Here is a 21,191-nt window from a genome sequence, read left to right as displayed (position 1 = left end):
TTTGGCCTGCCACGGAAGCACGCATCGTCACGAATGACGCCACGGAATCTCCACATGAACATGACCATCCACGCCACACAGACAGAGGGCCGATAATGTCCGGAACGGACCTCTCTGCGGACGACCTCGAACTGCCGATCAAACGCACCGACGGTGAGACGCTCGAAGACCGACTCACTGCGAACGCCTACCACAATATTCTCCCCGCGCGGTACCTCCGCCAGAACCAGGACGGCGAGCTCGTCGAGAGCCAGGAGGACCTCTTTGCCCGCGTCGCGAAGAACATCGCGCTCGCGGAGGCCGTCTTCGAGGCCGACAAGCGCGGCGTCGACGTGACCGTCACGCCCGACCAGCTCAAGCCCGACCACCCGCGTCGCGATGAACTCGCTGCCGAGGTGTTCGGTGCCGGCACGACCGCCGACGCCGACGCCGAGACCGAACTCTCCGTCTACAACGTCAACAAGTTCGCGTACGACACCATCGTTCCCGAACTCCCGGACGGCGTTCGCGCCCACGTCCAGGACAAACGCGAGGAGTTCCAGAACGTGATGGAGCGGCTCTCCTTCATCCCGAACTCGCCGACGCTGATGAACGCCGGCGACGAGCTCCAGCAGCTGTCGGCGTGTTTCGTCGACTCGCCGGAGGACGACCTGACGGACATCCACCAGACGGCCAAGGAGGCCGCCGAGGTGTTCCAGTCGGGCGGCGGCATGGGGTACGCCTTCTGGCGGCTCCGGCCGTACGGTGACGCGGTCGGCTCCACCGGGGGCATCGCCTCCGGGCCGATCACGTTCATGCGGACGTTCGACCAGATGTGTGAGACCATCGCCCAGGGCGGTGCACGCCGCGGTGCCCAGATGGGCGTCATGCGCGTCTCGCACCCGGACGTCATCGAGTTCATCCACGCCAAGAACAAGGACGTGAGCCTCGCCCACTGTCTCCGGCTCAACGACCCCGACGACTACACGTACACGACGTTCTCGGAGGCGCTGGAGGAGGCGCGCGGGCTCATCGACGACGACGGCAAGGTGCCGAAACACCTGCGCAACGCCGTCGAGGGCCACCTCTCGAACTTCAACATCTCCGTCGGCGTGACGGACGACTTCATGGACGCGCTCGACTCCGGCGAGGAGTTCACGTTCACGAACCCCCGCACGGGCGAGCCGCACATCGCCAGCGAGGAGACCAAGGAGATGTACTCCCGCTACGGGCTCGGCGACGAGGTCGAGGTGGGCGAGCCGTTCTCCATCGACCCGAACCTCGTCTGGGAGCGCATCGTCGACGGCTCCCACGAGAACGGCGAGCCGGGCGTGGTCTTCCTCGAACGCATCAACAAGGAGCACTCCTTCGACGTGGAGGAGCACCCGGACCACCGGATTCTCGCGACGAACCCGTGTGGCGAACAGCCGCTCGAGGAGTACGAGGCCTGCAACCTCGGCCACATCAACCTCTCCACGCTCGCGGCTAACGGCGCACCGGACTGGCGCGTCTGGTCGCAGAACAACGAGTTCGACACACTGGAGGAGGGCGTCGAGCGGTTCCTAAGCGAGGCCCTCGACACCGAGGAGTTCGACGACCGCATCGAGACCGGCACGCGCTTCCTCGAAAACGTCGTCACGATGTCGGACTTCCCAGTCGAGAAAATCGAACAGAAGGTCCGCGAGATGCGGAAAATCGGGCTTGGCGTCATGGGACTCGCCCAGCTGTACGTCCAACTCGGCATCCGCTACGGCAGCGACGAGGGCAACGAGGTCGCCCGCCAGGTCATGCAGCGCATCAACCACGGCTCGAAGGCCGCCTCTCACGAGCTCGCGACGGAGCGCGGCTCCTTCGACGACTGGGACGACTCCAAGTACGCGAACCCGACCGAGTACCGCGACTGGTTCGAGAACCAGACCGGCGAGTCGGCCGACGACTGGGCCGACGGCTACCCGATTCGCAACCACAACACGACCACCATCGCGCCGACCGGCACGACCTCGATGGTCGGCAACACGACCGGCGGCTGTGAGCCGATTTACAACGTCGCCTACTACAAGAACGTCTCCGACGACGTGCAGGGCGACGAGATGCTCGTCGAGTTCGACGACTACTTCCTGCGCACGCTGGAGGCCAACGACATCGACGTCGAGGCCGTGAAACAGGAGGCCCAAGAGCAGATGGCGACCAACGAGTTCGACGGCGTCGAAGGGCTCGACACCGTGCCGAACCCCATCGGCGAGCTGTTCGTCGTCACCTCCGACCTCTCGGGTATCGAGCACGCCGCCGTGCAGTGTGCCTGTCAGGTGGGCGTCGACTCGGCCATCTCGAAGACGTGTAACTTCCCGAACTCCGCGACGCCGGAGGATATGGACGAGGTGTTCCGCTACATCTACGAGAACGGCGGCAAGGGCGTCACCGTCTACCGCGACGGCACCCGCTCGAAGCAGGTGCTCACCACCCGTGCGGAGAACACGGAGTTCTCCGAGGACATGGACCCCGAGGAGGCCGCTCCGGTCATCATCGACCGCATCGAGAAAATCTTCGGCGGACTGGATGATTTCCTCAGCCACGAGGAGGTCGCGGCGACGCTCGACACCGACCCCGAGGAGCTGTTCAGCTTCGAGGTTTCCGAGCACGCCTACGCGGAAAAGCAGAGCCGCCCGGACCTGCTCCACGGCGTGACCCAGCGCATCGACACCGGCTACGGGAAGCTCTACGTCACCATCAACGAGGACACCGAGCGCGAGCGGCCGTTCGAGCTGTTCGCGACTATCGGCAACTCCGGTGGCTTCACGGCGAGCTTCACCGAGGCGCTCGCGAAGACCATCTCCACCGCACTCCGGTCGGGCGTCGCGCCCGACGAGATCGCGAGCGAACTGCGCGGCATCCGCTCGCCGAAGGTCGCGTGGGACAAGGGCGAGCAGGTGAACTCCATCCCGGACGCCATCGGCACCGCGCTCCAGCGCTATCTCGACGACGACATCGACAAGCCGTACCCACAACAGCAGCGGCTCTCCGAGGCGGCCGACGCCACGGAGACCGACCCGAACCGTGAGCCGGAGCCGACGCCGGAGACGGACGGCGGCGCGAACGCGCTCGGCGAGCCGACCAGCGAGAGTCTGGCGAGCGACGACGCCACGGACTCGCTGCTCGCGGCCGGCGAGTCGCCGGAGTGTCCCGAGTGCGGGGCGATGTCGCTGGCGATGAACGAGGGCTGTAAGACGTGTCAGTCCTGCGGCTGGTCCGAGTGTTAGACTGAGCTAGCGTTCGATTTCTTCGGTGTCCCAGCCCGTCGCGCCGCTGGGATACGGTTCCGTTCGTTCTTCCGGTTGGAGTGTGCCGTCAGCCTCGCGAGCGCGAGCGACTACCTCGTGGCTCCCCGACGGTTCGTACTCGAAGGCCCACTGTCGCCACACGTCATCGCCCGGCAGCGGCTCCGAGAGGGTCGCCTCGCTCCACGTCTCGCCGCCGTCGGTCGACACCTCGACCGCGGAGATGCCGCGCGTCCCGGCGTAGGCGTGGCCGGCGACGGTCTGCGTGGCTCCCTCGCGGCTCGTCGTCTCGATCTTCGCGACCGTGTGGACCGGGCCGGTGCCGTGCCAGCCGCGTTTTTCCCAGTAGCCTTCGGCCTCGCGGTCGAGGATTTCGATTTCCTCGAGCCACTTGACGTTGATTTCTCCCCAGTGGCCGGGGACGAGCGCGCGCACGGGGAAGCCGTGGCCGCGGGGCAGCGGCCGGCCGTTCATCCGGTAGGCCAACACCGCGGAATCGAGCACTTCGACCGGAAACTCCTGATAGTAGTCGTCCGCCGCCCGGAGCATGACGTGGCTTCCGGCGTCGGTGACGCCCGCGTGGTCCAGAATCTCTGAGACCGGCACGACGGTCCAGAGGGCGGTGTCCATCTTCTCGTCGTCCAGCCCGTCGCCGACACACCGGAGGGTGACGAACCGCTCTTCGCTGTCCATTTCGGTCACGGTCGCGAAATCGAGGTCGAGTTCGTTTTCGACCTCACCGGTAACCGACAGCGACCACTCGGCGCGGGTGGTCTGTGGCGCGGCGATGCTGGCGTCGACGCGGTAGAAGTCGGTGCTGACGAGCGGTTCCAGTCCAGATACGTCGAGCGATTTCGCTTCGGCCTCGTCGAGTCGGTCGCGGACTGCGGGGTCGCTGACGGCCCGGCTCGGAAGCGCCGGCCCGCTGAGCACGCCGGACTCGATGCCGACCCAGACGGTCGCGAGCGCCGACCCCACCGTCCCGAGGGTGCGCCGGCGCGCGGGCGAGACGCGTTCGCTCGGCACCCGCGCTGTAAGCGGCGGGACCGCCAGCGGGAGTATCGCGGCGACTGCGGCCGCGAGTGCCGCGCCCGCGCCACTCCCGAGTGTCGTCGTCGCGGCGAAGATACCCCCGCCGGCGAGTGGCACCGCGAGCGGGTCGGCGTCGAGTCGACGGCCGACGGCGAGTGCGCCGCCGGCGATTCCCGCGAACAGCGCGACGGCGAGGAGAAAGCCGGCGACGACGGCCAACTGCCGGCCGAGGTCGCCGAGGACGGTGATGGCAAACCGGATGACGGCGTCCGGCGAGTGGCGCGTGATGGCCGTGGCGATGGTCGCGGGGACGAACCCGGGCGTGAAGCCGCCGACCGCGTAGCTTCCGGCGACGCCGGCGACGCCAGCAGCGACCGCCTGTATCCCCCGTTCGCGGCGGCGTGACATACGCACACGAGGGACGCGACGGGCAAAGTCGTTGTCCACGGACGGGAGGATTCATGCCCGCGGCGGTGTGAACGAGGGTATGGCAGAGCCACCGGCGTGTCCCCGCTGTGAGGCCGCGCTGTTCAAGCGCCACTGCAAGTACGTCTGTCCGCAACACGGCGTCATCACCGACTGTTCGGACCCGTTCACCCTCTGAGCGCGCGGTACGCCGGCCCGGCAAGCAGCAACGCCGCCAGCGCCACGGCACCGACGACCAGCGTCGGCTCACCCGTCATCCCCTCCGTCGTCACCTGCTCTGCACTCGCACCGACGAGCACCGCGGCCGTCACCCACGGGAGTTCACCGAGTGCGGTTCCGAGCGCGTACGCCGGAAGCGAGACGCCCGACAGCCCGGCGGTGTAAGAGACCGCGTCCGCCGGTAGGGGCGCGAGTCGCGCGGCGACGACACCCCGAAGTCCACCGGTCGCGGTGAAGTAGCGGTCGCCGTGGTCGGCGAGCGTGCCGAGCGGCCCGCGCTGGTCGAACCGGCCGGCCAGCAGATACGGCGGCAGACAGGTCACGACCGCGCCCGCGAGCGCGAGCGGCACCCCCCGCGGCCCGAGCGCGAAGCCGACGACGGCGGAGAAGGCGCTGATGGGCCACGCCGCGAGAAACCGAAGCAGATACGCCACGGCCACCACGCCGACGAACAGGAGCGGTCGGTCGGCGAGCGCCGTCAGTGCCCGCGCGACTCCGGCCGGCGAGAGCGTGACCGTCGCGACTCCCGCCACGAGCGCGAGCGTCGCGACGCCGGCAGCCTGTCTCCGGGCGACGGGGTGCACGCCTCAGGCTTTTCCCGCTGTGGCAAACGCTTTGTCATCCGGTCGCCTGCCCTCGGTGTGCGCGGCGATTCGGACGACGAGGACATTATCGAACTCGGCTTGCAGCTGCTCGAACGGCTCGAACACGCCGAGTTGACGCTTGCCGAGACGATGGACCGCATCGAGACGGTCACCACCGACCCGGCGCTCGTTCGCGAGATTCTCGACACAGCGGAGATGCGCGGTATCATCGAGCGCGAGGACGGCGTCGTCCGGCCGAACCGCTCGTCGTTTCTCTCCTTCGAGGCCGAGGTGGTCACGAAGGAGGGTGAGTTCACCTGCCGGCGGTGTGGGGCCTCCATCTCGACGGGATACTTCATGAACCTCGAGGCCGGCGAACACGGGCCGTTCGGCTCCTCGTGTATTCGGAAGGTGACGGGCAGAGAGTAACGCTTCAGCGGCCGCGACGCAGTTCCTCCGTCGCGTGCGTTTCAGCGGCCGCGACGCAGTTCCTCCACCAACGTTTCGATCGTCTCCTGCTGTTGTTCGAGCAGTTCGGTCTGCTGTTCGACCGTCTCCTCCAGCGAGGCGAGCCGTTCCGTCAGCGCGTTCGCCTTCGATACGTCGAGCGACTCGGTGTCGCCGCTCGCGACGCGGTCGATGGTCGCCTCCGTGTCGGAGACGAGGGTGTCGAGGTTCTGGTCCTCGAACGTCTCCGGCTCGGATTCGGGCTCCGGTTCGCCGGTCGCGAGTTCGGCGATACTGTCGACGCCGTGGAAGGCGAGCAGCGCGCTCTCGACGGTGTGGGCGACCGCGTCGGCCTCCTCGGAGGGGACCTTCACGCGCTGCGGGCGGCCGTCGACGGTCACGACGAGCTGGCTCGCGACGTTGCCCGCCTCGGTCTCGAGGTCGGTCACCGCGTCGAACGCGTACGACTCGAAGTCGCTGTCCCACACCGCGCTGCCGACGTGTTTGAGCAGACGCGCGTCCGTGACGACGAGCGTGAGCTCCGAAAATCGGTAGGTCGCCCGGACTGACTCGCCCGAGTCGACCACGCCGGTCGTGGCGAGCACGCCCTCGAGCAGCGGCGCGAGCACCGCGTCGGTGCGGTCGCTCGGCACGGCGAACTTGCCGGCGGCGTCGACGTACGTCAACTCGAAGGTGCTCTTGCGGCCGGTCGTCAGGTCGAGCCGTTCCACGTCGTGTGGATACGCGGAGACGGACTCGTCAGAGAGGAGCCCTTCGGCCCGGTAGACGAGGGTCTGGTCGGCGGTCACGAAGACGGCGTCGTCGCCGCCCAAGTCGACGCGCGTGCGGACCGAGTCGCCGTCGAGCCGGTCGGCGACGAGCGAGGGAACGTCCATGCCCGTGTGTTTCCGGCACGCGGCATAAATCCGCAGGGGAACAGATTGGATAGACAGCTTCAAGTCTCTCACTTGGCTACGCGGTGGTAGGCCGGGTGGCTTAGCTGGACATAGCGCCGCACTCATAGGGTTACGAGTCGGCTTCCCGCCTCCCCGTCGGATGCCTATCCGACACCTGGGACATGCGGAGATCGTGGGTTCGGAGCCCACCCCGGCCATTCTCTGTTCCGCTCACCCGCGCAGCGCCTCGACCGGCCGGTCGTTCGCCGCCCGCCACGCCGGGTAGACGCCCGCGACGAGACTGATACCGATACCGAACAGCGCCGCGGCCCCGAGATACAACAGCGACTCGCCGGCGAAGGCGACCGGATTTCCGAGAAACAGCGCGTTCGCGACCATCGTCACGAGCACGGCGATGGTCAGCCCGATTACCGTTCCGATGGCTCCCAGCAGCGCCGCCTCGACGACGAGCACGCGGACGATGTCTCTGCGCCCGTAGCCGACCGCCCGGAGCACGCCGATTTCCTGTCGCCGGCGGATGACGGCCATCAACATCGTCGAGGCGATGGAGACGCCGGCGACGAGCAGCGAGATGGCCGCCAGCCCGGCCAAGAACAGGTTGATACCGTTGACGATAGAGCGCAACAGCCGGACCAGCGACGTGAGTTCGACCACCAGCAAGGTGTCTTTCCGGCCGTTGAACTCCTCGCGGAGCGTGGCCGCGACGGCCTCCGCGCGGTCGACCGACTGGGTCGTCACGCGAAGCTGGTCGTAGCGTCGCTCGCCGGTGAGTTCGAGCGGCAGCAGAATGCTCTGTCCGCCGAAGCCGCCACCGGAGACGAGCGCCTCGACCCGGTGGACGCCAACCTCGCCGCGGCGCGTCAGGTGAATCCGGTCGCCGGGGTCGATGCTGTACTCCTCGGCGATGGTCGTCGAGACGACTGCGCCCCGCCGCCAGTCGGGGGGTATCGCTCCCGCCTCTACGGTGTAGATGAGCCTCGGGGCGGAGAGATACGTTATCGACACCGGCTCCGTTCCGTCGCGAGTGCGTAGCTCACCGCCGCCCGACCGGGTGGCGACGACGCCCGCGGGCGCGACCGTCTCCTCGATGCGCTGGAGGTCGGTCTGGTCGAAGGTGCGCTCCTGTCTGTCGACGCCCGGGAGGACGAACACGTTGGTCGCGCCCTGGTCGTCGAGCGTCGCGAGCTGGCTCTGTTTGAACGCCGCGCCGCCGGCCCCGATTGCGCCGATGGCGACGACGCCGATGACGATAGCCGCGACGGCGAGCCCGGACCGCACCTTCGCGCGGGTGACGTTCCGGCGGGCGATGAGGAGAGAGGGTACCCGACCGAGCAGGCGATGGAGGAAACTCATCCCTGGAACGCCTCCACGGGTCGTTTGTTCGCCGTCCGCCATGCGGGGTAGATACCGGCGACGAGCGCCGTCAGGATGCCGAACACGGCACCGACGGCGACGTAGGTTAGCCCCGTCGCCGTGAACGCCAGCGGATCCCCCACGAGCAGGGCGTTGACCACCAGGCCGATGGCGAGCGCCAGCGGGATGCCGACGGCCGCGCCCACGACGCCGAGGGCCGCGGATTCGGCGACGAGCAGGCGCACGACCGCCAGCTTCGGATAGCCGACCGCCCGCATCACGCCGAGTTCGCCCTCGCGTTCGAGCGCGCTCATCAGCTGCGTGTTCGCGATGGTGACGGCCGCCACGAGCAGCGACAGCGCGCCGACGCCCGCGAGGAACTGATTGATCGTGCCGAACAGCTGTTCGAACTGCGCGCGCTGGTTCTGGACGGGTGAGACCGACACCTCCTGTCGCCGGACGTTGAGCGCCGCCTCGATGTTTTCGGCGACGGCGTCGATGTCGCCGGCGGTCGTGGGGACGCGCACGACGGCCGAATCGTACCGCGGCTCGCCGAACTGCGCCAGCGGGACGAAGACGGTCTGGTCGGCGCTGAGCGGGTCGGCAAAGCCCTGCGCTTCCAGTATCGCGTCGACGGTGAACGCGCGCGTGAACGCGCCGGGGACCGAGACGGTGATGCGGTCGCCCACCGCGATGTCGTTCGTGTCGGCGATGCGTGCGCCGACGACGACGCTGCGCCGCCAGTTCGCCGGTATCTCGCCGGTCTGTGCGTCGTAGAATGCGCGCGGGTCCTCGATACCGTTCACCTGCGCGGTAACCGCGATGTCGCCGCTGGCCGTCTGGACGGTCGAGCCGCCGGGCGAGACCACCGGGAGCACCGTCGCGCTCCCGGCGGCCTGCCGCATCCGGTCGATGTCGTCGTCGCCGAAGCCGCGCTCGCTCGGCGGTTCGCCCTCGTAGTCGATCGGGTCGGCCGTCGCCGTGCCGCCGAACCCTTCGAACGCCGAAAGCTGGTCCTGTTTGAACGCCTCGCCGCCCAGCCCGATACCCCCGATGGCGACGACGCCGATGACGACCGCCAACACCGCGAGCACCGTCAGGTCGCGCGACCGGGCGAGGTTCCGGCGCGCGAGCAGGAGCACGGGAAATCGAGCGGCCAGCCGGTCGAACATCTCACTCACCCTCGCGCAGCGTCCCGTCGATGAGCCGGACGACCCGGTCTGCGGCGTCGGCGACGTAGTCGTCGTGGGTCACCGTCACGACCGCCACGTCCTCGGTCTCGCGTAGCTCGTCGAACAGGTCGAGAATCTGGTCGCCGGTCTTGCGGTCGAGGTTGCCCGTCGGCTCGTCAGCGAGGACGAGCGCCGGGTCGTTGATGAGCGAGCGGGCGACGGCGACGCGCTGTTTCTGGCCGCCCGATAGCTCGTCGGGGTAGTGGTCGAGTCGGTCGCCGAGCCCGACGCGTTCGAGCAGTTCGGTCGCGCGCTCGCGGGTGCGCTTCGGCGTCCGGTCGAGCAGCCGCGGCATCTCGACGTTTTCCCGCGCCGTCAGCGTCGGAATCAGGAAGAAGCTCTGGAAGACGAAGCCGATGACCTCCTTGCGCTTTTGCGTGCGTTCGGCCTCGGAGAACTCGGCGGTCTCCTCGCCGTACAGCGTGACGGAGCCGCTGGTCGGCACGTCGAGTAGGCCGAGCAGATTCAACAGCGTCGATTTGCCGGAGCCGGAGGGACCGACGACCGCGACGGACTCGCCCGATGCGATGCCGAAATCAATCCCCTTCAGCGCCCGCACCACCTGGTCGCCGGTGCGATACTCCTTCACCACGTCGTGGCCCTCGATGACCGCGTCCTCGGGGACGTAGCCGACCGGGTGGGCCATCAGTTCCGCCGGCGGATGAGGACGCCACCCACGACCAGCGCGGCGACCACCAGCCCGACGAGCAGTATCGGGAAGCCGCCGCCGCCCGACTCCTCGACCGTCTCGACCGTCTGGACGGGTACGTCCTGCGTGTACGAGCGCTCGGTGTCGCCCACGTCGTAGCTCACGGTGACGGGGACCGTCGACACGTCGCCGCTGACGCCGGTGGTGAGTGTGAACGCGGCGAAGTCGCTCCCGTCGACGCTGCCGACGAAGTACTCGCTCGCGGAGACGTTCTCGCCGCCGACGTCGACGACGACCGAGCTCGCGGGACCGCCGCCCAGATTACTCGCCGTCGCCGACAGTTCGAGTTCACCGCCGCGTGCGACCGCCTCGACGCCGGTGAGTGAGATTTCAGCGGGGTTGGCCGGCTCGGTGAAGCGCGTCCGTAGCGTGCGGTCGGTCTGGCGCTCGACGCCGTTTGCCGTCGTGTAGGTGACGGTCACGTCGAACGACTGCGCGCCGGTCGAATCGCGGGTCACGGGGAACGTGAAGGTCCGGCCCTCCCCGCTGGCGAGTTGGGTCCCGACGCGGCGGTCGGTGCGGAACTCGACGCCCTCACCGGCCGCCTCGACGGCAATCTGTCTGACCTGCTGGTCCAGCCCGTTCGTGACGTTCACGGAGAGGGTGGTCTCCGCGCCCGGGAAGGCGGGGTCGATCGTCCCGCCCACGTCGATGCTTCCCGCGAGGTCGGGCGAGCGGAAGCGCACGTCGAGGGTTTCGGTGGTCGTCCGCCGGAAGCCGTCGTCGTCCGTGTACGAGAGCGTCGCCTCGATGTCGCCCACACCCAACTCTGCGGGCGTGGCGGTGAAGGTGAACTCCCGTTCCGCGCCGGCGGCGACCGACGAGGCAACGCGCGAGGACTCGTCGAAGTCGACGCCGGCGGCGGCGAGTTCGAGGTTCACGTCTCTGACCGGCACGTCGAGCCCGTTCGCGACTCCGACGGTGAGGTCGGTCGGCTCCCCGGCGACGGTGCCGGCGGCGCTCGCCTCGATGCGCGGTGCCGGGTCGTACACCTCGATGGCGGTGGTCGTCTCGACGGTCAGCGGGTCGCCGCCGGCCGTCGCGCGGGCGTCGATGGTGACGTACAGCGTCTTGGTTCCCGCCTCGTCGAAGCCGATGTCGAGTGGGATGTCCGTCTCGCCGCCGGGGGCGACGCGGCCGGGATTGCTCCTGCGGTCGAGTCGGTCACCGCCCTCGGAGGGGTCGCCGTCGTACACCGAGACGGAGCGAATCGAGTAGGTCTCCCTGCTCGCGTCGGGATTCGTGAGCTGAGCGGTGAAGGTGAAGTTCCCGCTCGTCGTCGGCTGGACGGGGTCGGTGCTCGTCGTCAGATACAGGAGTCCGTCGTTCGCAGCCGTCGTCGATGCGCCCGCGGCCGGTGGGATTCCCGCGCTCGCGGCGAGCAGTACGACCAGCGCCGCGACCGCGCGATGCGTCGTCATACCCGAGGGTGGACTGCCGGGTGGTAAAGCGTTTCCACATTTTTGAACGGAAGTTCAGCCGACGGAGCCGCGGCTTTTTGCCGCCGCCGGTCGCAGGTGTCGTATGCGCGCAGCACGCTATCACGGACCCGGCGACATCCGCATCGACGAGGTCGACCGCCCCGAAGTCACCGACCCGGAGGACGCACTCGTCCGCGTCACCCACACCGCAATCTGCGGCTCGGACCTGTGGTTTTACCGCGGCCAGCAGGACCGCGACGTCCCCTCGGGCGTCGGCCACGAGCCGATGGGTATCGTCGAGGAGGTCGGCGAGGACGTCGTCTCGCTCGAACCCGGCGACCGCGTCCTCGCTCCCTTCGCCATCTCCTGTGGCGAGTGTGAGTTCTGCCGGAAGGGACTCCACACCTCCTGTTCGAACGCGAGCAGCTGGGGCGGGGAAAACGGCGGCGGGCAGGGCGAGTACGTGAAATGTCCCACCGCAGACGGGACGCTCGTGAAGGTCCCCGACCGCCACGCCGACGACCCCGAGACGCTGAAATCGCTGCTCCCGCTGACGGACGTGATGTGTACCGGCCACCACGCCGCCGTCAACGCCGGCGTCGAGGCCGGCTCGACGGTCGCCGTCGTCGGTGACGGTGCCGTCGGGCTGTGTGGCGTGCTCGCGGCGAAGCGACTCGGCGCAGAGCGCATCATCGCGATGGGCCACCACGAGAACCGACTGGACATCGCCGAGGAGTTCGGGGCGACCGACCGCGTCACCGAGCGCGCCGACGAGGCCGTCGAGCGCGTCCACGAACTGACGAACGGCGGCGTCAACCACGTCATCGAGGCGGTCGGCATGGAGTCGTCGATGAACATGGCCTTCGACGTTGCGCGCCCCGGCGGCACGGTGGGCTACGTCGGCGTTCCGGCCGGCATCGAGGAAGCGGAGTTCCTCGGGACTGCCTTCGGTGACAACATCGCCCTGAAGGGCGGCGTCGCGCCCGTCCGCGAGTACATCGAGGAGCTGATGGCCGACGTGTTGCAGGGGACGCTCGACCCCTCGCCGGTGTTCACGAAGACGGTCGACCTCGACGGGGTTCCGGAGGGGTACGCCGCGATGGACGAACGCGAGGCCGTGAAGGTGTTCGTCGACCTGACCTGAGCGGGTTACTCGGGGGTGAAGATGTCCTCGATGCGGCAGTCGAAGTGGTCGGCCAACTCGAAGGCGAGTTCCAACGAGGGGTCGTATCGTCCCCGCTCGATGGCGTTAATCGTCTGTCGGGACACGCCGACAGCCTCGCCTAAGGCCGCCTGACTGAGGTCGTGTCGACTCCGTCGCCGTTTGAGGTCATTCTCCATCGCTCACCCACGTCGCTTGACGAAGCCGTAGCAGACGCCGTACAGGATGAACAGCGCCGAAAGTGTCCCAATCGCGCCGCCCAGCGCGCCCGAAATCGTCAGGTAGTCCGCGGCTTCAAGCACGTACAGCGCCGGCACCGTGGCGAGCGTGATGACGGTCATAATTTTGAGCAGAAGCCCGCTCGCGCGGTTGTGGAGGGCGTAGTCGCGTTCGTCCTGTAGCTGTGCGCTGCTCAGCCGGGGAGCGAGGAACGCGAAGCCGCCCCCGACCCACGCGCCGACCAGGTAGACGGCGGTCCCGACGAGCGGTCTGTCGACGATGATACCGACGAACAGGCCGATGACGGCGAGCGCGATGATGCCGTAGACGACCCGCTGGTACGTCGTCCGTGAGAGTCTCGGTGTGGTCTGACTCGTTGTCATTGCTGTAAAGCCTCCTTTACAGTAAAGCAGACTTTACACGCGATATTAAATTTACCGCCATACCGAAGCTCCGGTTCCGACGGCAGAATGAGGTGCGCGTCTAAGCGAGTAGCCCGAACCTACTTGCCGGTGTCGCCCGAATAGTGGGGTGATGCAACAGTGTGCTCGCTGTGAGACACGAATCTCCGCCGCCGGCGAGTGGGTCGAACTGCGACACCACCACGAACACATGAACTTCGAGAGTCGGTTCTGTAGCCCGGCGTGTGCCAGCGCATACCTGTCGGAGGGACTCGACGCGACGTGACCAGACGGCGGTTTCTGGGTGTGCTCGGCGGCGTCGGGCTCGCGTCGCTCGCTGGCTGTGCCAGTGGCGACACCGCGGAGTCGCGGTTTCGCGGTGCCCTCGCGAGCGCCGACATTGAGGTTCGCGCGCTCTCGGCCGAACGGGGCGGCTGGGAGTTGGAGTATCTCACGACGGCGACGACGACCGACGGGCTCCGGACCGAGGCGCGGACGATTGCGCTCGCGTACGCCGACCACCACCCCGATGGCGACCACACGCTCGGTGCCGTCGCGATCGCCGACGCCGAGGACGCCCTGACCGCGGAGTGGCGCGTCGAGGCGGCGTGGACGACCGACGGCGAGACGGCGTACTTCGACCGCGTCCGGGAGACGACCGACGCGTTCTGAAACCGAAAGTGACGACCCCGCTCGCCCCAGGAACCCGGTATGGACGGCTACCGTTTCACCGAGACGATTCCGCTCCGCTTGCGCGACATCGACCAGATGAACCACGTCAACAACGCCGTCTACGCGACGTTCCTCGAACAGGCGCGGTCGGCGTACTTCCGCGACGTGGTGAACAATCCGCTCAACTCCGTCGGGATGGTCATCGCCGACCTGAACGTCGAGTTCGAGCGCGCCGTCACGCTCGAGGCCGGCGAGGTCGTCGTCGGCGCGCGCGTCCCCGAACTCGGGAGGAGCAGCATTCCGATGGAGTACGCGATTCACGCCGACGGCGAGCGCGCCGCGACGGGGTCGACGACGATGGTCCACGTCGACCGCGAGGCGGGGACGGCGAAGCCGCTGCCCGACGAGTGGCGCGAAACCATCACCGACTTCGAGTCACTCGAACCGTAGCGTCTCCGTCGCCGGGTCGACCACACACCGGCCACCGATTGGAATCGGGGCCGTCGGCCGCGCGTGGCCGAACTCCACGTCCGTGACGACGACCGCGTCCCCGTACTCGCGGACCGTCTCGACGACCGCCTCGCGCTGTCGCTCCCGGTACGCCGTGCGTTCCTCGGGCGTGCGCTCGTCGCCGAAGCCGCGCGCCTTCGCACGACCGACGAGCACCGCACCGGCATCGAGTGCGCCCCGCTCGCCCAGTCCCCTGAGGACGCGGCGGACGACGCTCGCCGCGGGTAGCTCCTCGGAGGTTTCGAGCAACAGGACGCTCCCGGCCGTCTCCTCCGGGACGTAGCTGTCGGCCATGAGATGCGTCGCGAGCACCTCCAGACAGCCGCCCCACGTCCGGCCCTCGACCTTGTCGGAGCCGTGCCACCGGCGGCCGTCGCTCGACTCGTACGCCGGACTCTGCTCGAGGTTCGCGGGGTCGTGCCAATCTAAGTCCTCGTCGCTGAACCGGTCGGCTTCCCGAAGTTCGCCCAGCGAGTCGTCGAAGAACGCTCGCTCCAGATACTCGCGGGTGTAGTCGTTGAGTCCCCCCGGCTCGCAGACGTCGGTGAACAGCGTCCCGCCGTAGAAGCTGACGAGCCCCTGTGCCCGACAGAACGCCGCGAAGGAGGTGTTGTCGCTCGTCCCGTAGAACCGGGTCGGATTCTCCGCAATCGCGCCCGGGTCGAGGTGTTTCAGGATGCGAATCTGGTCGTCGCCGCCGATGGCCGCGATGACGCCGTCGATGTCGGGGTCACGGAAGGCCCGCTCCAGCTCCCGGGCCCGCCGCTCGGGGTGGTCGTACAGCTCCTGTTTGTCGGCGGAGAGGCTGTCGAGCGCGACGGGGTCGAGGTCGAACGAGCGCAGCCGGTCGAAGCCCAACTCGACGAGGTGGTCGGGGTAGCCGCCGGCGACGGGGACGGTTGCGGGGCGACAGACCGCGACGGTACTGCCCGGCTCCAGCGGCGGTGGCGTCTCCATGTCGGCTGGTGGACGCGACGGGGAGGAAACCGTTCTGGTGGTGTGTTACTCGCTCGCTTGCCACTCGGCGGCCAGTTCGGTCGCGTGCTCGCGGTCGGGGACGGTTTCGTGTCTGTACGTCTCGCCTTCGGGCGCTTGGATGAGTCGGTCGTAGTGGACGGCCCACTCGCCGCCGGCGGTTTTGCGAGCGACGATTTCGGCCGTCGCGTCGCCGCGTTCCCACACGAGCTTCGTGTCGGTGTCGGTCGTCTGTTCCCACTCCATACCGCGTCGTCGCGAGCCGGCGGCTAAACCGTGTGGGGCGTCGCGGCGAACGGAAGCGTTAAGAAAACCACGGCGCGAGATGATACAAGGATGCTCGCCGCTTCGCTGCAGATCGTCGACAACTTTCTGCTCCAATACAACGCCGGGCAGATTCTTCTGGCACTGTTCATCGCGTCGACTCTCGGGCTCGCCCCGCTGAAATCTGTCAAGGCCGTTGGCATCAACATCATCGTGTTCGGCTTCATCTTCCTCGTCACGCCGAGCAGTCTCGCCCCCATCCAGTTTCGATTCCTCGGTATCGCCCTGCTGTTTGTCGGCCCCATCGTCGTCGTCGCATCGCGCAAGTAACACTCTCTTCGTCGGGCAGCGAGCGCGGTTTTGAACGTTAGCTGTACAGCGAGTAGTAGAGCGCGCCGAAGCCGACACAAAACAGCGCCGCGCCGGCGACCTGGAGTCCGACGAACAGGCCGGTCGTCGGGTCGCGTGCCGCAAACAGGAGCTGCGTCGTGAGACTCGTCACCGCGACGCCCGTGCTGATCGACGCGAAGCCGACGAACGCGTATTTGAGCCGCTCCGTCCGGTTGTCGCGGTAGGCCCTGAAGCTGATGAGCGTCAGTCCGAGCGAGAACCCGAGCAGGACGAGTCGAAGCAGTAGCAGTACGATTCCGGCGGGGGTAATGGTGGCCATTCGTTGTATCACTCTCCGGCGAGCTCGTCCCACAGCTGCGAGAACTTGCTCGGGGCGTTGTCGCGTCGGTACACCGTCACGTCGTAGCCGTCCTCGTCGAGGGTGATGACGGTCGACTCGAAGTTGCACTCGTAGACCTTGTAGTGGTTGCCGTCCTCGGCGACCTCGGTACGTTCGGTGATGAGCGCGTGTTCTTCCAGCAGCTCCAGCCGGCGGTACACCGTCGGAAGCGACATCCCACAGCGTTCGGCGAGCTGCTTTGCCGACTGTGGCTCGACGGCAGCCGCCTCCAGGAGGTCGCGCGCCCGCTCGTCGCCGAGCGCGTCGAGTAGACCCTCCACGGAGCTGGCTTCGTCCACAGTACAGCCCCACGGCCAGGTATCAAAAAAGGTGGTCAGATGGCGCCGTCAGACGACGGTGTTCGACAGCGTTCCGATTCCCTCGTACGTTATCTCGACCGTCTCGCCCGGCTCCACCAGCCCCGGATTGGCCGGGCTGCCGAAGGAAATCACGTCGCCCGGCTGGAACGTGAACCGCTCGGAGAGGAAGCTGATGACCTCCCGCGGCTTGATGAACATGTTCTCGGTGTTGTCGTCCTGCCGGAGCTCGCCGCCGACGTACGTCTCGATGTCGAGACCGACGGGGTCGATATCGGCGACGACGGGACCGAGCGGCGCGGAGCCGTCGAACGCCTTGCGCGCCGTCCGGCGCTCTTGATCCAAGGCGTCGAGGTCGTTCATGATGGTGTACCCCCACACCGCGTCGTCCACCTGCGTCTCGTCGATGTCGTGACACCGCTCGCCGATGACGGCCGCCAGTTCGCCGGCGTAGGTGAGCTCCTCCGTGAACGACGGATACTCGATATCCTCGCCCGGCCCGAGCAGCGAGGTGGGTCCCTTGATGAAGAAGTCCGGCTTCTCGGGCACGTCGTACCCCATCTGTTCGACCTTCTCGCCGTAGTTGCGCCCGACACAGTAGAACGCCGACGGCTCACACGGCGCGAGCAGGTCGGCGTCCTCGCCGACCACGTACTCACCATCGTCGGTGGTCACGACCCCGTCGTCGTACTCGCCGGTCTGAACTCCGTCGTCGGTGGTGACGCGTGCGTACTTCGTCATAGCGGCCGTCGGACGCCCGGGTGTAAACGGCTGGTGGTTCCCGCGAGCGACGCGTGCGGTTTTATTTTTCGCGCCGGCAACTGTCGCGTATGACCGTTCCGAAGGGAATCGCCCGCGACACGCTGTTTGCTATCATCGTCGGCTGGTACCGCGCCGGCGGCGACGACCAGCCCGTCAACACCGCCGCCGCGGCCGAACAGGCCGGCTACAGCGACGCGACGAGCCGGCAGACGCCGTTTCTGGAAGCCGTCGGTATCCTCGACGCCGAGGGTCAGGACCACCAGCTCACGAGCCGCGGAGCCGCCTTCGCGGCCGCGCTCGCGAGCGACGACGAGCCGGAGGCCAAGAGCCGCGCGTACACCATCCTCTCTGCGTGGCCGCCCAGCAGCCGCCTGCGCGATATCCTCCGTGGTGGCGCGATGCCGGAAGACGACCTGCTCGCGCGCGTGGCCGACGTGACCGGCGCTGACCTCGACACCAGCCGCGAACGCATCGGCTGTCGCACGCTGCTGGACGTCCTCGTGTGGGCCGGGGTGCTCGACCGCACAGACGACGGCCTGTATCTCCCCGGCGAGGTGGAGACCCGGTCCGTCGAGCGCGAGCGCGCGGCGCTCACCGTGGGGCTCGAACTCTCCGTCGACGTGGACCCCGACGACGTGGAGGCGCTCGTCCGCGCGGTGCAGTCGGGACTCGAAGACGAGGAGTCACCCAGTATTGCGGCCGAACTGGAGGGGCTGTCCGTCCGCGAGGACTAGACTCGCTCGACCAGCTCGGGGTCGTCGTTCGCCGGACTGTTGACGCGCTCGGAGACCGGGTAGGCGTCGAGGTCGCCGTCGTACGGAGCGAGCAGCGACTCGTCGGCCTCGGCGAGCCACGCCCGTTCCTCAGCGGCGTCGAGCACGACGGGCATCCGGTGGTGGTACGTCGACTGGAAGGCGTTCGCCTCGGTCGTCAGTATCGAGAAGCGAGCTTCCGGCTCGTCGGTCCCCTCGCCGCCCGCGCCGAACGCGTCGAGCCCGGTCTGTGTCGTTTCCGGCTCGTACGGCTCCCAGATGCCGGCCATCGCGAACGGCTCCTCGTCGCTGCGCGTGATGCGGTAGGGGCGTTTCCCGTCGCCGAGGTCCGCCCACTCGTAGTAGCCGTCAGCGAGGACGAGACAGCGCCGTCGGTCTGTCGCCTCGGCGAACTTCTCGCCCAGCGTCTCCGAGCGCGCGTTGATGATGCGCGAGTCGGCCCACGACGGCTGGAACCCCCACTCGTGGTGGGTCAGCTCGTCGGGGTCGTGGTTGGTGACGACGGGGAGCCGCTGGCCCGGCGCGGCGTTGTAGTGTGGCTCGTAGTCGTCACCGACGTCGACGCCGAACCGGGATTCGATGTCGTCGGCTGGCAGATAGATGCTGTAGCGCCCGCACATACCGCACAGAGGGCCACAGCAGTGAAAAATCCCCCGCGGCGGCCCGAGACTTATATCCGATTACACACTACCGACGGTGTGGACGACGACCCCGAGTTCACGACGGCAAACGCGTTGCGCGACGAGCAGCGCGAGCCGTCGACGGGGTCGCAGTTCGATATCACCCACCCGGAGCGGAGCCACTCGCGGGCCCGCGGGATGGAGTACGAGGGCGGGACGGTGTTCGTCTTCCTGCCCCGCCGCCCGGACGGGCTGGCCGAGCAGGTGGAGGAGCTGCTGGATGCGGGCCCGTACCGCTACGGCGACTGGTTCGACCTGCCGATGCCCCTGTTTCTGGTCCACGACGACGACACCGACGACACCTTCCGGCTCGGCGTGCGCGACGAGCGCGTCGAACTCCACGTCCGGTCGGCGACGAGTCCCGCGGGCGTCGAGGCGTTTCACGACCGACTCGCCGACCGGGTCGGTGCGCTCGACGTGCGCCGCGAGCAGTAGTGACTTGACCCCCCGCACACTGGATGTGGTATGACAGTTTCACGCGTCGTCGAGTTGGAGGGCCACATCATCGACTCGGGGATGATGCAGTCCGCCTTCTCCATCGTGATGGACTTGGGCGGCGACTTCGACGTCGAGGAGTTCGACATCGGTCGCCAGAAGGACCAGCCGTCGTACGCCCGGATGCGGGTGATGGCAGACGACCACGAGACGCTCCACTCGATTCTCCACGAACTCCACCAGAACGGAGCCAACCCGGCCGACCCCGCCAACGCTACCCTCACGTCCGCCCCCGACGACCAGGTGGTCCCCGAGGGCTTTTACTCCACGACGAACCACCCGACACAGATTCGCTACGAGGACGAGTGGGTCGAGGTCGAGCGCATGGAGATGGACTGTGCGGTCGTCGTTGAGGAGACCGACGACGGCGCGCGCGCCTACACGAAGGTGCTCAACGCCGTGGAGGAGGGCGACCGCATCGTCACCGGCGAGGGCGGCATCCGGGTTCAGCCGCCCGAACGCCCCCGCGACCGCAGCGGCGCCTTCGGCTTCATGCAGGGTGGCGTCTCCTCGGAGCGCCCCTCCGAGACGACGATTCGACAGGTGGCCGAGGCGGTCGCGGAGACGAAACGCGAGGGCGGCAACGTCCTCGTCGTGGCTGGCCCGGCGCTCATCCACACCGGCGCGCGCGAGGCGCTCGCGCGACTCGTTCGCGAAGGGTACGTCGACGCCATCTCGGCGGGCAACGGCTTCGCCGTCCACGACCTCGAACGCGACCTGTTCGGCACCTCGCTCGGCGTGAACACCGACACCGCAGACCACGCGCGCAAGGGCCACAAACACCACATCTACACGATTTCCGAGATTATCCGCGCGGGCGGCATCGAGGAGGCCGTCGAGTCGGGACTCGTCGAGTCGGGCATCATGTACCAGTGTCACCAGCAGGACGTACCCTACGTGTTGGCGGGGTCGATTCGCGACGACGGGCCGCTGCCGGACACGATTACGGACGCCGTGGAGGCACAGAACGCGATTCGCGAGCAGGCCCACGACGCCGACATGGTGCTCATGCTGTCGACGCTGCTCCACTCGGTCGCGGTCGGCAACTGTCTCCCCTCCACGACGAAGGTGGTCTGTGTCGACATCAACCCGGCGACCGTCACCCAACTGCTCGACCGCGGGAGCGCACAGGCGGTCGGAATGGTGACGGACATCGGGACGTTCGTCCCGACGCTGGCCGAGAATCTCCTCGACTAGCGCTGTCGGGGGACGGTCACCACCGGGCGGTCCGTCTCAAGGAGGAGGTCCTGTGCCGTCGAGCCGAACAGCATCTTCCCCGTCGGCGAGCGCTTCCGAATCGCGATGACGAGTTCGTCCACGTCGTGGTCGCGAGCGAACTGGATCATATCCTCCTGTGGGCTGTTGCCGCGGACGAGCTGGTGGCCCTCGGCACCGACATGCTCCTCCAGCGGTTCGAGGGCGCTCTTGCCGGCGGCGATTTCGTCGTCGCTGGTGTCGTCGCCGCCCCGCTGTGAGTTCACCGCGTAGACGGTGTCGCCGTCGTCGATTCGCTCGCGGAGATACGCGAGCAGATGCTCTGCTGTCTCTTCGCTGTCGACCCCTGCCAGGAACGTTGTCATACGAGCACAGGTCACACGGCGCGATACTAAAAAGCCATCTCCCCCGCGCGGCCGCGG

27 protein-coding genes and 1 tRNA gene are annotated in these 21,191 nt (G+C 67.8%); 12 read left to right on the top strand and 16 right to left on the bottom strand.

What is annotated here, in order from left to right; translation table 11 throughout:
* Positions 1–95: 95 nt before the first annotated feature.
* Positions 96–3,236, top strand: coding sequence for an adenosylcobalamin-dependent ribonucleoside-diphosphate reductase (locus tag DM818_RS04225; RefSeq protein WP_123123769.1), 3,141 nt, complete (start codon positions 96–98; stop codon positions 3,234–3,236).
* A gap of 6 nt (positions 3,237–3,242) precedes the next feature.
* Here the strand turns inward: DM818_RS04225 and DM818_RS04220 are convergent, their stop codons facing one another.
* Complete coding sequence (locus DM818_RS04220; protein ID WP_123123770.1) at positions 3,243–4,694, bottom strand: molybdopterin-dependent oxidoreductase; 1,452 nt, start codon at positions 4,692–4,694, stop codon at positions 3,243–3,245.
* A 79-nt stretch (positions 4,695–4,773) separates the two neighbouring features.
* Between DM818_RS04220 and DM818_RS15325 the strand changes: the two genes are divergently transcribed.
* On the top strand, positions 4,774–4,890 hold the full coding sequence (locus DM818_RS15325) for an HVO_2523 family zinc finger protein (RefSeq protein ID WP_318257428.1): 117 nt from the start codon (positions 4,774–4,776) through the stop codon (positions 4,888–4,890).
* On the opposite strand, the gene DM818_RS04215 is transcribed toward DM818_RS15325, so the two are convergent.
* Positions 4,880–5,515, bottom strand: coding sequence for a TVP38/TMEM64 family protein (locus DM818_RS04215; RefSeq protein WP_075937963.1), 636 nt, complete (start codon positions 5,513–5,515; stop codon positions 4,880–4,882). The genes DM818_RS15325 and DM818_RS04215 overlap by 11 nt on opposite strands.
* 57 nt (positions 5,516–5,572) lie before the next feature.
* Between DM818_RS04215 and DM818_RS04210 the strand changes: the two genes are divergently transcribed.
* Positions 5,573–5,944, top strand: a complete 372-nt coding sequence (locus tag DM818_RS04210) for a DUF5830 family protein (protein WP_123123771.1) — start codon at positions 5,573–5,575, stop codon at positions 5,942–5,944.
* 41 nt (positions 5,945–5,985) lie between these two features.
* Here DM818_RS04210 and DM818_RS04205 read toward each other — a convergent pair whose 3' ends face one another.
* Positions 5,986–6,858: a DUF7115 domain-containing protein gene (locus tag DM818_RS04205; RefSeq protein WP_123123772.1), complete on the bottom strand. Its 873-nt coding sequence runs from the start codon at positions 6,856–6,858 to the stop codon at positions 5,986–5,988.
* 89 nt (positions 6,859–6,947) lie between these two features.
* Between DM818_RS04205 and DM818_RS04200 the strand changes: the two genes are divergently transcribed.
* Positions 6,948–7,076: transfer RNA gene (locus DM818_RS04200), tRNA-Met, on the top strand.
* Positions 7,077–7,089: 13 nt separating this feature from the next.
* Here DM818_RS04200 and DM818_RS04195 read toward each other — a convergent pair.
* From DM818_RS04195 to DM818_RS04180, 4 genes are read right to left on the bottom strand one after another with little or no spacing between them, the layout of a single operon-like run.
* Complete coding sequence (locus tag DM818_RS04195; protein ID WP_153952353.1) at positions 7,090–8,232, bottom strand: ABC transporter permease; 1,143 nt, start codon at positions 8,230–8,232, stop codon at positions 7,090–7,092.
* Positions 8,229–9,404 (bottom strand): ABC transporter permease, encoded by a 1,176-nt coding sequence (locus tag DM818_RS04190; RefSeq protein WP_075937967.1) that lies wholly within the window; start codon positions 9,402–9,404, stop codon positions 8,229–8,231. Before DM818_RS04190 ends, DM818_RS04195 begins: the two co-directional genes overlap by 4 nt.
* 1 nt (position 9,405) lies before the next feature.
* The gene (locus tag DM818_RS04185) at positions 9,406–10,110 is read right to left on the bottom strand and encodes an ABC transporter ATP-binding protein (RefSeq protein ID WP_075937968.1); all 705 of its coding nucleotides are present in this window, start codon (positions 10,108–10,110) and stop codon (positions 9,406–9,408) included.
* Positions 10,110–11,594, bottom strand: coding sequence for a COG1361 S-layer family protein (locus DM818_RS04180; protein WP_075937969.1), 1,485 nt, complete (start codon positions 11,592–11,594; stop codon positions 10,110–10,112). The genes DM818_RS04185 and DM818_RS04180 overlap by 1 nt, the downstream gene beginning before the upstream one ends.
* Before the next feature lie 103 nt (positions 11,595–11,697).
* Here DM818_RS04180 and DM818_RS04175 point away from each other — a divergent pair, with 103 nt between their 5' ends.
* A complete protein-coding gene (locus tag DM818_RS04175; protein WP_123123775.1) occupies positions 11,698–12,738 on the top strand; it encodes an alcohol dehydrogenase catalytic domain-containing protein in 1,041 nt (346 codons plus the stop codon).
* Positions 12,739–12,743: 5 nt separating this feature from the next.
* Here the strand turns inward: DM818_RS04175 and DM818_RS04170 are convergent, their stop codons facing one another.
* Both DM818_RS04170 and DM818_RS04165 read right to left on the bottom strand, forming a co-directional pair.
* Entirely contained in the window at positions 12,744–12,935 is a 192-nt protein-coding gene (locus DM818_RS04170) for a helix-turn-helix transcriptional regulator (protein ID WP_123123776.1), read from the bottom strand.
* A gap of 3 nt (positions 12,936–12,938) precedes the next feature.
* Positions 12,939–13,358 (bottom strand): DUF2178 domain-containing protein, encoded by a 420-nt coding sequence (locus DM818_RS04165; protein ID WP_123123777.1) that lies wholly within the window; start codon positions 13,356–13,358, stop codon positions 12,939–12,941.
* Between the two features lie 151 nt (positions 13,359–13,509).
* Here DM818_RS04165 and DM818_RS04160 point away from each other — a divergent pair, with 151 nt between their 5' ends.
* Genes DM818_RS04160 through DM818_RS04150 form a run of 3 tightly spaced genes read left to right on the top strand, consistent with a single transcriptional unit; the run spans position 13,510 to position 14,498 of the window.
* The gene (locus tag DM818_RS04160; RefSeq protein WP_153952352.1) at positions 13,510–13,662 is read left to right on the top strand and encodes a hypothetical protein; all 153 of its coding nucleotides are present in this window, start codon (positions 13,510–13,512) and stop codon (positions 13,660–13,662) included.
* Positions 13,659–14,048: a hypothetical protein gene (locus tag DM818_RS04155; RefSeq protein ID WP_153952351.1), complete on the top strand. Its 390-nt coding sequence runs from the start codon at positions 13,659–13,661 to the stop codon at positions 14,046–14,048. Before DM818_RS04160 ends, DM818_RS04155 begins: the two co-directional genes overlap by 4 nt.
* 39 nt (positions 14,049–14,087) lie before the next feature.
* Positions 14,088–14,498 (top strand): acyl-CoA thioesterase, encoded by a 411-nt coding sequence (locus DM818_RS04150; RefSeq protein ID WP_075937974.1) that lies wholly within the window; start codon positions 14,088–14,090, stop codon positions 14,496–14,498.
* On the opposite strand, the gene DM818_RS04145 is transcribed toward DM818_RS04150, so the two are convergent.
* Together DM818_RS04145 and DM818_RS04140 are read right to left on the bottom strand one after the other, a co-directional pair.
* Positions 14,484–15,515, bottom strand: a complete 1,032-nt coding sequence (locus tag DM818_RS04145) for a S66 family peptidase (RefSeq protein ID WP_153952350.1) — start codon at positions 15,513–15,515, stop codon at positions 14,484–14,486. The two genes, DM818_RS04150 and DM818_RS04145, sit on opposite strands and share 15 nt — an antisense overlap.
* Positions 15,516–15,560: 45 nt before the next feature.
* Positions 15,561–15,779 carry a DUF7543 family protein gene (locus tag DM818_RS04140; protein ID WP_153952349.1) on the bottom strand — a complete coding sequence of 73 codons (219 nt, stop codon included), beginning with the start codon at positions 15,777–15,779 and terminating at the stop codon, positions 15,561–15,563.
* A gap of 90 nt (positions 15,780–15,869) precedes the next feature.
* On the opposite strand from DM818_RS04140, the gene DM818_RS04135 reads away from it, so the two are divergent.
* Positions 15,870–16,127: a hypothetical protein gene (locus tag DM818_RS04135; protein ID WP_075937977.1), complete on the top strand. Its 258-nt coding sequence runs from the start codon at positions 15,870–15,872 to the stop codon at positions 16,125–16,127.
* Positions 16,128–16,164: 37 nt separating this feature from the next.
* Here the strand turns inward: DM818_RS04135 and DM818_RS04130 are convergent, their stop codons facing one another.
* The 3 genes from DM818_RS04130 to DM818_RS04120 are packed head-to-tail and all read right to left on the bottom strand — an operon-like array spanning position 16,165 to position 17,585.
* Positions 16,165–16,467: a DUF7521 family protein gene (locus DM818_RS04130; RefSeq protein ID WP_075937978.1), complete on the bottom strand. Its 303-nt coding sequence runs from the start codon at positions 16,465–16,467 to the stop codon at positions 16,165–16,167.
* Between the two features lie 8 nt (positions 16,468–16,475).
* On the bottom strand, positions 16,476–16,826 hold the full coding sequence (locus tag DM818_RS04125) for an ArsR/SmtB family transcription factor (protein WP_075937979.1): 351 nt from the start codon (positions 16,824–16,826) through the stop codon (positions 16,476–16,478).
* A gap of 48 nt (positions 16,827–16,874) precedes the next feature.
* Positions 16,875–17,585, bottom strand: coding sequence for a fumarylacetoacetate hydrolase family protein (locus tag DM818_RS04120; protein ID WP_123123781.1), 711 nt, complete (start codon positions 17,583–17,585; stop codon positions 16,875–16,877).
* Positions 17,586–17,674: 89 nt separating this feature from the next.
* Between DM818_RS04120 and DM818_RS04115 the strand changes: the two genes are divergently transcribed.
* Positions 17,675–18,340: a hypothetical protein gene (locus DM818_RS04115; protein ID WP_123123782.1), complete on the top strand. Its 666-nt coding sequence runs from the start codon at positions 17,675–17,677 to the stop codon at positions 18,338–18,340.
* Here the strand turns inward: DM818_RS04115 and DM818_RS04110 are convergent.
* Positions 18,337–18,999 (bottom strand): SOS response-associated peptidase, encoded by a 663-nt coding sequence (locus DM818_RS04110; RefSeq protein WP_075937982.1) that lies wholly within the window; start codon positions 18,997–18,999, stop codon positions 18,337–18,339. The two genes, DM818_RS04115 and DM818_RS04110, sit on opposite strands and share 4 nt — an antisense overlap.
* 78 nt (positions 19,000–19,077) lie before the next feature.
* Between DM818_RS04110 and DM818_RS04105 the strand changes: the two genes are divergently transcribed.
* Both DM818_RS04105 and DM818_RS04100 read left to right on the top strand, forming a co-directional pair.
* Positions 19,078–19,494 carry a hypothetical protein gene (locus tag DM818_RS04105; RefSeq protein ID WP_233571925.1) on the top strand — a complete coding sequence of 139 codons (417 nt, stop codon included), beginning with the start codon at positions 19,078–19,080 and terminating at the stop codon, positions 19,492–19,494.
* Positions 19,495–19,524: 30 nt separating this feature from the next.
* Complete coding sequence (locus DM818_RS04100) at positions 19,525–20,751, top strand: ornithine cyclodeaminase (protein ID WP_075937983.1); 1,227 nt, start codon at positions 19,525–19,527, stop codon at positions 20,749–20,751.
* On the opposite strand, the gene DM818_RS04095 is transcribed toward DM818_RS04100, so the two are convergent.
* A complete protein-coding gene (locus DM818_RS04095) occupies positions 20,748–21,134 on the bottom strand; it encodes a universal stress protein (protein ID WP_123123783.1) in 387 nt (128 codons plus the stop codon). The two genes, DM818_RS04100 and DM818_RS04095, sit on opposite strands and share 4 nt — an antisense overlap.
* Positions 21,135–21,191 lie beyond the last annotated feature (57 nt).

The organism is Halosegnis longus (assembly GCF_009663395.1).
GTDB classification, from domain to species: Archaea; Halobacteriota; Halobacteria; order Halobacteriales; family Haloarculaceae; genus Halosegnis; species Halosegnis longus.
Note: the sequence above shows the minus strand (reverse complement) of the source record. Positions and strands in the feature narration are given on the sequence as shown.